The organism is Streptomyces torulosus (assembly GCF_001419765.1).
GTDB classification, from domain to species: domain Bacteria; phylum Actinomycetota; class Actinomycetes; order Streptomycetales; family Streptomycetaceae; genus Streptomyces; species Streptomyces torulosus.
Window position 1 is genome coordinate 1 of sequence record NZ_LIRK01000295.1, and the last position, 11,723, is coordinate 11,723.

The 11,723-nt window shown below is 71.3% G+C and carries 10 protein-coding genes; 5 read left to right on the forward strand and 5 right to left on the reverse strand.

Going from position 1 to position 11,723, the window contains the following annotated elements; translation table 11 throughout:
* The first annotated feature begins 165 nt into the window (after nucleotides 1-165).
* Nucleotides 166-1,797 (forward strand): alpha/beta hydrolase, encoded by a 1,632-nt coding sequence (locus AOK23_RS20910; RefSeq protein ID WP_055714220.1) that lies wholly within the window; start codon nucleotides 166-168, stop codon nucleotides 1,795-1,797.
* 3 nt (nucleotides 1,798-1,800) lie between these two features.
* Here the strand turns inward: AOK23_RS20910 and hemQ are convergent, their stop codons facing one another.
* Both hemQ and hemG read right to left on the reverse strand, forming a co-directional pair.
* On the reverse strand, nucleotides 1,801-2,532 hold the full coding sequence (gene hemQ / locus AOK23_RS20915) for a hydrogen peroxide-dependent heme synthase (protein WP_055714221.1): 732 nt from the start codon (nucleotides 2,530-2,532) through the stop codon (nucleotides 1,801-1,803).
* Between the two features lie 5 nt (nucleotides 2,533-2,537).
* The gene (gene hemG, locus AOK23_RS20920; protein ID WP_055714222.1) at nucleotides 2,538-3,992 is read right to left on the reverse strand and encodes a protoporphyrinogen oxidase; all 1,455 of its coding nucleotides are present in this window, start codon (nucleotides 3,990-3,992) and stop codon (nucleotides 2,538-2,540) included.
* 166 nt (nucleotides 3,993-4,158) lie between these two features.
* Here hemG and AOK23_RS20925 point away from each other — a divergent pair, with 166 nt between their 5' ends.
* Together AOK23_RS20925 and AOK23_RS20930 are read left to right on the forward strand one after the other, a co-directional pair.
* Nucleotides 4,159-5,103, forward strand: coding sequence for a DUF4349 domain-containing protein (locus tag AOK23_RS20925; RefSeq protein WP_055714223.1), 945 nt, complete (start codon nucleotides 4,159-4,161; stop codon nucleotides 5,101-5,103).
* Between the two features lie 27 nt (nucleotides 5,104-5,130).
* The gene (locus tag AOK23_RS20930; RefSeq protein WP_055714224.1) at nucleotides 5,131-6,528 is read left to right on the forward strand and encodes an FAD-dependent oxidoreductase; all 1,398 of its coding nucleotides are present in this window, start codon (nucleotides 5,131-5,133) and stop codon (nucleotides 6,526-6,528) included.
* A gap of 36 nt (nucleotides 6,529-6,564) precedes the next feature.
* On the opposite strand, the gene AOK23_RS20935 is transcribed toward AOK23_RS20930, so the two are convergent.
* Nucleotides 6,565-6,903, reverse strand: a complete 339-nt coding sequence (locus tag AOK23_RS20935; RefSeq protein WP_055541643.1) for a hypothetical protein — start codon at nucleotides 6,901-6,903, stop codon at nucleotides 6,565-6,567.
* A 136-nt stretch (nucleotides 6,904-7,039) separates the two neighbouring features.
* Between AOK23_RS20935 and AOK23_RS20940 the strand changes: the two genes are divergently transcribed.
* A complete protein-coding gene (locus tag AOK23_RS20940; RefSeq protein ID WP_055714225.1) occupies nucleotides 7,040-7,852 on the forward strand; it encodes a rhomboid family intramembrane serine protease in 813 nt (270 codons plus the stop codon).
* 74 nt (nucleotides 7,853-7,926) lie between these two features.
* On the opposite strand, the gene AOK23_RS20945 is transcribed toward AOK23_RS20940, so the two are convergent.
* Nucleotides 7,927-8,580: a response regulator gene (locus AOK23_RS20945; protein ID WP_055714226.1), complete on the reverse strand. Its 654-nt coding sequence runs from the start codon at nucleotides 8,578-8,580 to the stop codon at nucleotides 7,927-7,929.
* Nucleotides 8,577-9,809 (reverse strand): sensor histidine kinase, encoded by a 1,233-nt coding sequence (locus AOK23_RS20950; protein ID WP_157878103.1) that lies wholly within the window; start codon nucleotides 9,807-9,809, stop codon nucleotides 8,577-8,579. The genes AOK23_RS20945 and AOK23_RS20950 overlap by 4 nt, the downstream gene beginning before the upstream one ends.
* A 278-nt stretch (nucleotides 9,810-10,087) precedes the next feature.
* Between AOK23_RS20950 and AOK23_RS20955 the strand changes: the two genes are divergently transcribed.
* The gene (locus AOK23_RS20955) at nucleotides 10,088-11,236 is read left to right on the forward strand and encodes a DUF418 domain-containing protein (protein ID WP_157878104.1); all 1,149 of its coding nucleotides are present in this window, start codon (nucleotides 10,088-10,090) and stop codon (nucleotides 11,234-11,236) included.
* Nucleotides 11,237-11,723: the final 487 nt, after the last annotated feature.

Below are 11,723 nucleotides of genomic sequence, written 5' to 3' on the forward strand. Positions count from 1 at the left end.
CTCCCAGCGCTACTCCCTCCCCCCGGCGGCGACGGGCCCGCGCGAGGAGGACGAGGACTAGAACCTCCGCCGCCCGGACCACGACACCGGCGGCCGGTGCTTTACATCACCCCCTTCCGAACGAAACATCCCTTTTGTTGCTGTCGTGCTTCGGAGGGATACGCGATGCGAGCTGCCGTGCTCTACGGGACGGTCGGGGCGGTGCTGCTGAGCGGTGTCGCCGCCGCGCCGACGGCGGGCGGGACGACCGCGGTCGCGGGAGTGGAGGTCGTGGCCAGACGGGCGGCGGAGGAGGGCATCCGGTTCGGGAAGTGCCCGGCGAAGGAGGGGCTGCCGGACGGGCTGCGGTGCGGGACGGTCAAGGTGCCGCTCGACTACGCCCGGCCCTTCGGCCGGCAGATCTCCCTCACGGTCAGCCGGGTCGAGGCCAGGGGCAAGGGCAAGGTCCCCCGGCAGGGGGCTCTGGTGTTCAACCCCGGCGGGCCCGGCGGCTCCGGGATGTACTTCCCGCTCATCGGGGTCCTGCCGCAGTGGAAGCGGATCGCGGCGGCCTACGACCTCGTCGGGTACGCGCCGCGCGGCGTCGGGCGGTCGGCGCCGCTGTCCTGCCAGGACCCGAAGCGGCTGCACCAGGGCCCCTCCCCCGCGTCGGCGCACCCCTCGGCGGCGTACAAGAAGCAGCGGATCGCGCGGGCGAAGGCGTACGCGCGCGGGTGCGCGCAGCGGGCCGGGAGCGCGCTGCGGCACTACCACTCGCTCAACAACGCCCGCGACCTCGACGTGCTGCGCGCCGCGCTCGGCGAGCACCGGCTGACGTTCATGGGGGCGTCGTACGGTACCTACTTCGGGGCGCTGTACGCGACGCTGTTCCCCTCGCGGGTGCGCCGGATGGTCTTCGACTCGGCGGTGAACCCGGACCCCGAGCGGATCTGGTACCGCAACAACCTCGGCCAGTCGGCGGCGTTCGAGGGGCGTTGGGCGGACTTCCGGCGGTGGGTCGCCAAGCACCACAAGGTGTACCGGCTGGGGAACACCGCGCAGAAGGTGCTGCGCAGCTACGAGCGGGCCGCCGCCCGCCTGGCCGTGCGGCCGGCCGGCGGGAAGGTGGGGCCGGGGCAGTTGCAGGGCACGTTCCTCCAGGCCGCGTACTACGACGACTACTGGCCGCAGCGCGCGCTCGCGCTCTCCGCGTATCTGCGGGGGGACGCGAAACCGCTGATCCAGCTGGCCGGGCCGTACCCGGAGGCGGCCGTCGAGCAGGAGAACGCGAACGCGGTGTACACGGCCGTCGAGTGCAACGACGGGCCCTGGCCGACGGACTTCCGGGTCTGGGACCGCGACAACACCCGGCTCGCCCGGACGGCGCCCTTCGAGACATGGGCCAACGTGTGGACGAACCTGCCGTGCGCGTACTGGCCGGCGCCCCGGCAGCGTCCCCTGGATGTGCGCACCGGGCCGGGTGAGCTGCCGCCGACGCTGATCCTCGCGGCGGAGCGGGACGCGGCCGCGCCGTACGAGGGGGCGATCGCGTTGCACCGGCGCCTGTCGGGGTCCGTGCTGGTGACCGAGCGGGACGCCGGGAGCCACGGTGTCGCGGGCGGCCCCAACACATGTGTCAACGCGTATCTGGAGGCGTATCTGCTGGAGGGCCGGGCGCCCGACGGGCGGGCGGCCTGCGCGGGGCGGCCGGAGCCGAAGCCCGCCTCCACACGGTCGGCGAGCGCCCCGTCCGCCGATCGGCCGGCCGGGGCCGCGTCGGTCGCGGGGCTCCCCGCGCCCCTCGCGGGGCGCGGGTAGGCGTTACGCCAGGCCCTCGACCAGTTCCGCGACCGACTTGCGGCGGCCGGTGTAGAACGGGACCTCCTCGCGGACGTGCATCCGGGCCTCGGAGGCACGCAGGTGGCGCATGAGGTCGACGATGCGGTAGAGCTCGTTGGCCTCGAACGCCAGGATCCACTCGTAGTCACCCAGCGAGAACGAGGCGACCGTGTTGGCGCGGACGTCGGGGAAGCCGCGGGCCATCTTGCCGTGGTCGGCGAGCATCCTGCGGCGGTCCTCGTCCGGCAGCAGGTACCAGTCGTAGGAGCGCACGAACGGGTACACGCTGACGTAGTCGCGGGGCGTCTCGTCGGCGAGGAACGCCGGGATGTGCGAGCGGTTGAACTCGGCGGGGCGGTGCAGCGCCATGTTCGACCACACCGGGGTGAGCGCGCGGCCCAGCCGGGTGCGGCGGAAGAGGTTGTACGCCTCCTGGAGCTGGTCGGCGGTCTCCGCGTGCCACCAGATCATGAGGTCGGCGTCGGCGCGCAGGCCCGACAGGTCGTACGTGCCGCGCACGGTGACGTCCTTCGCGGCGAGCTGGTCGAACAGCTCCTGGACCTCGTCGGCGTAACCGGTGCGGTCCTCCGGGAGCACGTCCTTCAGCTTGAAGACGGACCACAGCGTGTAACGGATGACCTCGTTGAGGTCCTTGGCCAGCTTGCCCTTGTTGGGGACGCGGCCGGACTCGGTGGTGGGGGCGTCGTCGCTCATGGAACTCATTCTCCCGCTCCGCCGTGCAGGCTCTGCACCGGGTTGGCCGTGAGGTCCTGCACAGCGCGCAGGTCACCGTGGATCTGGTCGACGGCGGCGGCCGCGCTCGCGACGCAGGCCGGGACGCCGACACCGTCGTACGCCGCGCCGCAGACGGCGAGGCCGGGCAGCTTGCCGAGGTGCTCCCGGATTCGGGCCACGCGCGCGTGGTGGCCGACCGGGTACTGGGGCAGGCCGTCGTCCCAGCGGGTGACGCGGGTCTCGACGGGGTCGGCGATCAGGCCGGTGGCCTCGCGCAGGTCGTGGCGGGAGACGTCGACGAGGTGGGCGTCCTCGTGCTCCAGGATCTCCGTCTCGCCGTGGCGGCCCACGGAGGTGCGCAGGATCAGCAGGTCGGGGTTCTGCTCGGCGATCCAGCCCCACTTCTGGGAGGCGAAGGTGGACGCCTTGATGGTGTGCCCGTCGACCGGCGGCACCAGGAAGCCGCTGCCCTCGGGGAGGGTGACGTCGGCGCGGCGGTAGGCGAGGGTGACGAGGGCCATCGAGGCGTACTCGACGCCGGCGAGTTCGGCGGCGGCCTCGGGGGCCTCGGCGCGCAGCAGGTCGGCGGCGACAGGGGCGGGGGCGGCGACGACGACGGCGTCGGCGTGCAGGACCCGGTCGCCGGTGGTGACGCGCCAGCCGCCGGTGCTCTCGCGGCGCAGCTCGGTGACGGGGCTGCGGGTGAGGATCTCGGCGCCGCGGGCCCGCACCGACTCCGCGACGGTGAGCGGGAGTTGTCCCACGCCGCCCTCGATGCCCATGAAGACGGGGCCGGTCTGCTGGGCGGCGGCAGCGCGGGCCTGGATCTCGCGGACGGCCTCGGTGAGGGAGGTGTGGGTCCGGGCGGCCTGGTAGAGCTGCGGGACGGCCGAGCGCATCGAGATGCGGTACGCGTCGCCCGCGTAGACGCCGCCGAGCAGCGGCTCCACCAGGCGGTCCACGACCTCCCTGCCGACGCGGGCCGCCACGTACTCCCCCACCGCCACGTCGTCGCCGACCTCCGTGCGGGGCAGGTCCGCGTCGCGCTCGATACGGGCGAGGCCCTCGTCGGACAGCACCCCGGAGAGCACGGACGCGGTGCCGGGGACGCCCATGACGTGGCCCTTCGGCATGGGGCGCAGCGCGCCCCGGGTCCACAGGGAGGCCGTGGCGGTGGCGGGCGGCTGGAGCCGGTCGGCGAGTCCGACCTCCCGGGCGAGGGCGACCGCCTCGGGGCGGCGCGCCAGCAGGGACTCGGCGCCGAGGTCGACCCGCGCGCCCGCGATCTCGCCCGGCAGCAGCTTGCCGCCGACCCGGTCCGAGGCCTCCAGGACGGTCACCCCGGCGCCTCTCTCCAGCAGCCCGTGCGCGGCGGCCAGCCCCGCGATCCCGGCTCCGACGACGACGACATGTCCGGCTTCCGGACGTGATCCGCTCATGGGTCCACCTTCTCAGACGCCCCGGACGCCGCTGGTAGGGCCGTGTGGCCCCACCGAGTCCCGACCGTGACCGCTTCGGGACCACCGCGCGCCAACGTTCCGCCGCCCTCCGGCGTCGAAGGAGCGTCATCAGGAAGCCGGACACGACTCCCGGGGGTACGCCGCCATGGCTCAGACACACGTACGACGATCCCGACGGCCCGCGGGGGCCCTCGCCGCCCTGTTCCTCGCCGCCGCACTGGCCCTCACCGGGTGCGGCGCCAATGACGACAGTTCGGGCGACACGACGGCCTCCGACAACAAGGCCGGCGCCGCCGCCCGGCAGGAAGGCGCGGTGGACACCGAGAGCGGCGGCGGCTCGGCGAAGGATCAGTCCGCCGACACCGCGCCGAAGCTCGGACCGAGCCACGTCATCCGTACCGCGAGCCTGACCGTGCGGGTGAAGGACGTACCGAAGGCGCTGGACGAGGCCCGGACGGTCACCGAGAACGCGGGCGGGTTCGTGGGCGACGAGTCCACGACCCGCGACGGCAAGGGCCGCGAGCGGACCCGGGTGGTGCTGCGGGTGCCCACCGAGAAGTACGAGGAGGTTCTCACCGCGCTGGCGGGCACCGGCAAATTGATCGAGCGCAAGGCCAAGGCGGAGGACGTCACCGAGCAGGTCGTGGACGTGGAGAGCCGCATCACGACGCAGCGGGCGAGTGTGGCCCGTATCCGCGAGTTGATGGACCGGGCGACCAAGATCAGCGATGTGGTCACGCTGGAGGGGGAGTTGAGCACGCGCCAGGCGGACCTGGAGTCGCTGCTCGCCCGGCAGAAGTCCCTGAAGGACCGCACGAGCCTCGCGACCGTCAAGCTGTCGCTGTCGGAGACCGCGGTGAAGAAGGCCGACAAGGACGACGAGCCGGGGTTCGTGGACGCGCTGGCGGGCGGCTGGAACGCGTTCGTCGCGGTGTTCCGCTGGCTCGGCATGGCGCTCGCCGCGATCCTGCCGTTCGCGGCGGCCACGGCCCTCGTCCTGCTGCTGTGGTTCCGCTTCTTCGGCCGTTCGCGGCGCCCCGCCCCGGCCGCCGCCCCGGCCGCCGAGCCGGAAGGCGGCGACGAGAGCTGAAATGCGGGGCGGTCGTAGCGTGTTCCCATGAACATGAGCCGTACGGAACGTTCGAGGGAACGCCTGGTCGTCGTCGGGGGCGACGCGGCGGGCATGTCCGCCGCGTCGCAGGCGCGCAGGCTGCGAGGGCCCGACGAGTTGGAGATCGTGGCGTTCGAGCGGAGCCGCTTCACCTCGTACTCGGCGTGCGGCATCCCGTACTGGGTCGGCGGCGACGTCCCCGAGCGGGACCGGCTCATCGCCCGCTCGCCCGAGGAGCACCGGGCCCGCGACATCGATCTCCGCATGCGCACGGAGGTCGTGGAGATCGACGTCGAGGGCAGGCGTGTCCGCGCGCGTGAGCTGGACACCGGCGACGCGTACTGGACGTCGTACGACAAGCTGGTGATCGCGACCGGGGCCCGCCCGATCCGCCCCGACCTGCCCGGCGTCGACGCCCCCGGCGTGCACGGGGTGCAGAACCTGGACGACGGGCAGGCGCTCCTCGACACGCTGGCCGCCACCGGGGGCCGCCGCGCGGTGGTCGTCGGCGCCGGCTACATCGGCGTGGAGATGGCGGAGGCCCTCATCAACCTGGGGTACGAGGTCACGGTCGTCAACCGCGGCAAGGAGCCGATGTCGACGCTGGACCCGGACATGGGCCGCCTGGTGCACCGGGCCATGGAGGGCATGGGCATCACCATGGTCGACGACGCGGAGGTCACCAAGTTCCTCACCGGCGACGACGGCAGGGTCCGCGCGGTCGCCACGGACGCCGCCGAGTACCCGGCGGACGTGGTGGTCCTCGGTATCGGGGTGCGCCCCGAGACGGAGCTGGCGAGGGCGGCGGGCCTGCCCGTCGGCGACCACGGCGGCCTGCTGACCGATCTGTCGATGCGGGTCCGCGGCCACGACGACATCTGGGCGGGCGGCGACTGCGTGGAGGTCCTCGACCTGGTCTCCGGCCGTGAACGGCACATCCCGCTGGGCACCCACGCCAACAAGCACGGGCAGGTCATCGGCGCGAACGTCGGCGGCGGCTACGCCACGTTCCCCGGCGTCGTCGGCACCGCCGTCAGCAAGGTCTGCGACCTGGAGATCGCCCGCACGGGCCTGCGCGAGAAGGACGCCCGCCGCGCGGGCCTCCAGTTCGTGGCCGTCACCATCGAGTCGACCAGCCGCGCCGGCTACTACCCGGGCGCCGCCCCTATGACGGTCAAGATGCTCGCCGAACGCCGCACGGGCCGTCTCCTCGGTGTGCAGATCGTCGGCCGGGAAGGGGCGGGCAAACGCGTCGACATCGCCGCCGTGGCCCTGACGGCGGGCATGACGGTCGAACAGATGACAGCCCTGGACCTGGGCTACGCCCCGCCCTTCTCGCCGGTCTGGGACCCGGTTCTGGTGGCGGCGAGAAAGGCGGTGACGGCGGTGACGTCTACCCCCTAGGCCTGTTGGGTGCGCGGGAAACCGCGCACACCCGGGCTAGACGGCCGACGAGTTCCCGCTGATCCGGTCGATGGCCTGCATCGCCTGGTCCGTGCCCGGCCGCGACGGCAGCGACGACACGGACGCGGAGGAGGTCACCGCGGCGGGTGCCGAGGGTGCCGTGGCCGGCTTGGCGTGCGCCGCGGTCGCCCGCACCGACCGCAGCCGGTGGCTCACCGCCTCGTCCAGCGTCACCGGCCGCTGCATCCGCGCGGACAGCCGTCCGGCCTCCTGGCCGAGCGCGGCCACGTCTTCCCAGGTGAGCTTCACCACCAGGGACAGTTCCGCCTCACCGTCGGGGGTGGCGTGCATCGAAGGAGTGACTCGGTCGTTCATCGCCTGTTCCTCACGTAGATCCGCGGTTGAGGACACATACGCACCATCGCGCACGAGCGTTCACATGTCCGACGGCCGTGTGCGCCTACGCGGGTGCGGGCCGGTTCCGGCCCCGTATCGCGGGCACACGATCCTTGTGGTCATCCCCGTGCACGACGTGAACCCCGTTCGCGGCACGCCCTACGTGACGTACACACTGATCGCCGCGAACGTCTTCGTCTTCCTCTTCATGCCCGGCCTCGCCGGTTCGACGGCCGGTGACAGCGGTCCGGCCCAGCTGTGCCATCTCCAGGCGTTCGTCGAGCAGTACGCGGCGGTGCCACGGGAGTTGATCCACCATCAGCTGCCGCAGCTGGTGCCCACGGGCGCGGTCGATCCCCGCACGGGCGGATGCCTCGTGGGCGCGCCGGGCTACGACAAGTCGCCCGCGTTGTCCGTCCTCACCGCGCTGTTCCTGCACGGCGGTTGGCTGCATCTGCTGGGCAACCTGCTGTTCCTGCTGATCTTCGGCAACAACGTCGAGGACCGGCTGGGGCACATCCGGTTCCTCCTCTTCTACGTCGCCTGCGGCTACGCGGCGACATACGCCTTCGCCTACCTCAACGACACCTCCTCGGACCCGCTGATCGGCGCGTCCGGAGCGATCGCGGGGGTGCTGGGCGCCTATCTGGTCCTGTATCCGAGGGTCAGGGTCTGGATCCTCGTGCCCTTGCTGTTCTTCCTGCCGCTGCGCCTGCCTGCCTGGATCGTGCTCGGCTTCTGGTTCGGGTTGCAGGCGGTGTACTCGTCCGGGGAGGGCGTCTCCGGCTTGGGCACCGTGGCGTACGCGGCGCACATCGTCGGCTTCCTCGCCGGCATGCTGATCGTCTGGCCGCTGCGCGCCGGGACCACGCCGCCGCCGGAACCACGTGGCCTGATCTTCGGACGGCACGTACGGCCTCGCTGGTGAGGACGACCGGGTCGGCCGGGACGGGACCGGTCGCCGGTCCGGTGGGCCGGTGGGCCGGTGGGCCGGTGGGCCGGTTACGGAGTCGGCCCGTCCAGGAGCCCGGCCCGGCTCGCGATGAGCGCCGCCTGCACACGGGTGCGGGCGCCCAGTTTGGTGAGCACGTTCTGGACGTGGGACTTCACGGTGCTCTCCTCGATGTGCAGTCTGCGGGCGATCTGCGTGTTGCTGAGGGCGTGTCCGAGCAGGGCCAGTACGTCATGCTCACGCGGCGTCAACTCCGCGGGCAGCGCGCACGGGCCGCCGCCCACGCTGGACACCCGGGCGATCAGTCTCCTGGTCGGTCCGGGCGAGACGAAGCCATTGCCGCGGGCGACGGCACGGATGCCGTCGAGCAGGGTGGACGCGCTGTCCTTCTTCAGTACGAAGCCGGCGGCTCCCGCCTGGAGGGTGCCGAACAGGTACTCGTCGATGTCGAAGGTGGTGAGCGCGAGGACGGCCGGCGGATTTGGCTCGGACATGATCCTTCGGGTGGCCGCCACCCCGTCCGTCTTCGGCATCCGGATGTCCATGACCACCACATCGGGACGGAGCCGGGCGGCCATGGCCACCGCCGCCTCTCCGTCGGCGGCCTCCCCGACCACTTCGAGATCGGGCTCGACGTCGATCATGATGCGCATACTGGTGCGCACCAGGTCCTGGTCGTCGGCGAGGAGTATGGAAACCGTCACGAGTCGTCCTTCTTCACGGGCAGGGCCGCCTCGACCGTCCAACCACCCCCGGGCCGAGGGCCTGCCGAGGCCCAGCCGCCGCACAACGCGGCGCGTTCGCCGATCCCGATGATTCCATGACCTGAGGAGGCGGACCGCGTACCGGGCTGCAGCACCCCGTCGTCCTCGATGTGCACACGCAGCTGATCAGGGCCGTAGTCGAGGCGGACCGTCGCGTGCGGGGGGAAGGCGTGACGGGCCACGTTCGTCAGGGCCTCCTGCACGATGCGGTAGGACGCGAGGTCGACCATGCTGGGCAGCGGGTACGGGTCGCCGCTGATGACGACGTCCACCTGCGCGCCGGCGCGGCGGGCTTCCTCGGCCAGCAGATCGACGTCCCGCAGCGAGGGCGGGGTGGCCGCGCCGACGCCGTCCTCGTCGTCCCGCAGGGTGCCGAGCACACTGCGCAGCTCACCGAGGGCCGTACCGATCTCATGGCCGATCTCGGCGAGGACCTCACCTTCGGGGGTGCTGCCACGGCCCTTGCCCACATGGTTGGCGGCGGTGATCCGTATGGTCACCGCGCTGAGCCGGTTGGCCACGACGTCGTGGAGTTCCCGCGCCAGGCGCAGCCGCTCGTCACGGACCGCGGCGCGAGCGTCCAACTGACGCAGTCGCTCGGCCTGTTCGGCCTGTTCGGTGGCCAGCCGGATACGGCCCCGGACCGTCTCGGCGATCGCCACCACCACGACCGGGAGGAAACTGACGCTCACCGTGTCGTAGATCAGGAGTTCGGTCCCTACACCATCCGCATCGCTCATGCGGATGACCTCGAACGCTTCCATGGCGACACACACCCCGAGCATGGCGATGGCGGTGAGCCGCAGACGGCTTGTTCCCTCGGCGATCGCGGTGAACACGGCCACCCACAGGGCAGCCTGCGCCATGGCCGGCAGAAGGCGTGGCTCCGACAGGGAGATGACCCATGCGACGGCGTAGCCCAGAGCGGCGACGGCGAGTGCCGTCGCCGGGTGCCTGCGGCGCAGGGCCACGGACGCGACAAGCGCGACGGCGCTGACCAGGGTGACCACCAGCCACCCCGCGGTGTAGCCGAACCCCAGCAACTCACCCAGGTCGATCACCGCCGCGACCACGACCATGCCCGCGACCGTGACGGCGTGGGCCCCGGACAACCTCAGCGGCCCGCGCGGTCCATGGGCGCCGGGGGTGCTGCTACGCGGCGTCGACAAGGGTCTCCTTCCTACGCTCGTGTTCGAGACGAAACTACGGGCTGTTCGCGGACGAAACGCGGCGCGAGCCCCAGGACGCGACTAAGGGACTACCCGAGAGCACGAGCGCCTCCTCCGAAATGATGAGGAGCCCCACCGAAGTGAGGAGAACGATTCCGCTCAACCGGCCGAGGTGCGCGGCGAGTTCACCGTCCTAACCTCGCGGAATGTCAAACTCACATGGCAGCAAGCGAGTTCAATCGCTTGATGTGTTACGCGGCATCGCGATCGTCGGAACGTTGCTGACCAACATCTGGCTCTTCACGGGTGGGGTGGGTGGCGAATCGATCGGCCGACCCGATGGACGGTGGGACGGGGACATCCTGCTCCTGTCCGGCATGCTGTCGAACGGTAAATTCCTCGGGCTGTTGTCCATATTGTTCGGCGTCGGCATGGCCATTCAATTCGAGTCGGCAATGCGTCACGGACACCGCTGGCCCTGGCGCTACGAATGGCGTTCGCTGCTGCTTCTGGCGGACGGCTTCATCCACTTCGCACTCGTGGTCGATTTCGACATTCTCATGGGATACGCACTGGTGGCGATGGTCGTCGCCCCGCTGCTTCGGCTGCGGACCAAGTGGCTGGTCGTGGCCACCGCACTCGCCGGTGCACTGCACTTGTTCCTGCAGACCCGCGACATGTCAGGGATGACCTACACCGGAGGGCCACTGCCCGAAGATTTCCGTGATGACGCGGCGGGCACAGCGGACTGGTCACGTCTTCCCACCCCCACATACTTCGAGGAAGTGGCCGGGCGGATAGGGGACTTCTGGAATGCCAGGTATGAGGCGTTCATCATTGTTCCTCCCCTGTCGGCCTTCCTGTTCCTCTCCGGGGTGCTGCTGTGGCGGGCCGGGCTGTTCAAGGGGGACGAGCGTGCGCGGACGTTGAGCCGTCGTCTCGCCATCGGGGGCCTGGGCCTGGGGGTCCCGTTGACGGTGTGGGAGTACCTGCCCCTGCCGGGCGGGGACATCACCGCTTCGCTTTCGCGCTACACCATCGCCCCCATCGTGGCCTTCGGATATCTGGGGCTGACCCTCATCCTGCTGCGACGCCGCGGCGGCTCCGGGTTCTTCGCCCGCCGGTTGGCCGACGTCGGCAAGACCGCGCTGTCGTGCTACATGCTGCAGAACGTCGTCGCCCTGATCCTCTTCAGCGGATGGGGTCTTGCCCTGGGGCCGTTGGGCAGCGTCGGGACGATCGCCGCCTGGGCCGGGATCAGCGGTCTGCTGATGCTCGCCGCGTCCCTGTGGCTGCGGCGCTTTCGGCAGGGACCGTTCGAACTGGTATGGCGAGCGGCCGTGGACGCGCCCTTCCGCAAGGCCGACCGCGCGCGTGCACACGAGCGGCGCGAGCGCGAGAAGGACGCTTCCCTGAGTGCCTCATAGCGGCGCTTCACCACCTGCCCGCGCCTGTGCGCTTCGCGCCCTGTTCCACGGGGCGGGCAGGCAGGCACGGCACGCGTGGCGAGGCCGGCGCCGCGGGTCGGCTAGTGCTGTGACCGGAAAGGTTTGCCGGAAAGCTCGCGGCGTCCGGTGCGGTGCCTCGCAAGGCGGAGCATGGCCCGCGTACTGGATGTACTCGGGTCATGCGACAACGCCGCGAGGTGCCGTGCCGGGTGTCGCGAGCCGGTGAACCTTTCCGGTCACAGCACTGACAAGCTCTAGCCGGGGGTGTTCGCCTGTCTCGGCTAGGCGGCTGTCAAGGATGTGGGCCCGAGGTTCCCCCTCGGGCCCTTTTGCGTCTGATCACAGGTCCGACCTGCGTCTTTGTGGCAGGGGACCATCGGCGCGGGAAGAGGGACCCCCCGCCCATCGATGCCCGAACGGGTATGCGGCATAATTGCTTGTGAATGTGAACGCTTTCACAAGCGCG